The organism is Methanobrevibacter filiformis, assembly GCF_001639265.1.
Classification (GTDB): Archaea; Methanobacteriota; Methanobacteria; order Methanobacteriales; family Methanobacteriaceae; genus Methanacia; species Methanacia filiformis.
The window spans coordinates 1-664 of sequence record NZ_LWMT01000195.1; the positions used below are offsets into that span (position 1 = coordinate 1).

The 664-nt window shown below is 25.5% G+C and carries 1 protein-coding gene; it reads left to right on the plus strand.

What is annotated here, in order from left to right:
* Positions 1–271: 271 nt before the first annotated feature.
* A partial coding sequence (locus tag MBFIL_RS05045; protein WP_157078687.1) for an Rpn family recombination-promoting nuclease/putative transposase occupies positions 272–664 on the plus strand: 393 nt, incomplete at its 3' end.

Sequence of the window (664 nt, forward strand, 5' to 3'; positions counted from 1 at the left end):
GTTTTATTTTATTGTATTGAATTATTTCAAACTAATAATAGTTATCACATCATGTATAAGCAATATTTATTAATATTGTCTATGTTACTATTAGTTGTAGTGGTGATATTTGGTTAGTTTCATATTATTATATCAATTAGTAATAATTTGATTATACAAAATTTTAAGTTAAATTTAAATGTTAGTGATTATATATTTTTATTATATATTCATTGTACTGATTAACTAATTATTTCTCCACTATTAATAAATTTTTAAGGAGAATAATTACATGAAAAAAGAAAATGGAGAACGTTTTAACCCTTTAAACGATTATCTATTCTTAGAGTACATGGGTAAGCAAGGAGATGAAGAGCAACTTTTATCTTTCCTCAATGCAGTCTTAACTCGAACTAATAATGATGTTTTAACTTCTATTGAGATTGTTGAAAATACAGAAATTACTCCAGATGTTTTAGGAGATAAAAGTTGTGTTTTAGATGTTAGAGCAAAAACAGCAGATGGAACTAAAATAGAAATCGAGGTACAATTAGCTAATGAATACAACATGATAAAAAGATTATTGTACTACTGGAGCCGAGAATTCGTTGTTAATTTAGATTCTGGAGACAAATATCAAGAATTACCTAAAGTAATAGCTATTGGCATATTAGACTTCAGTCTA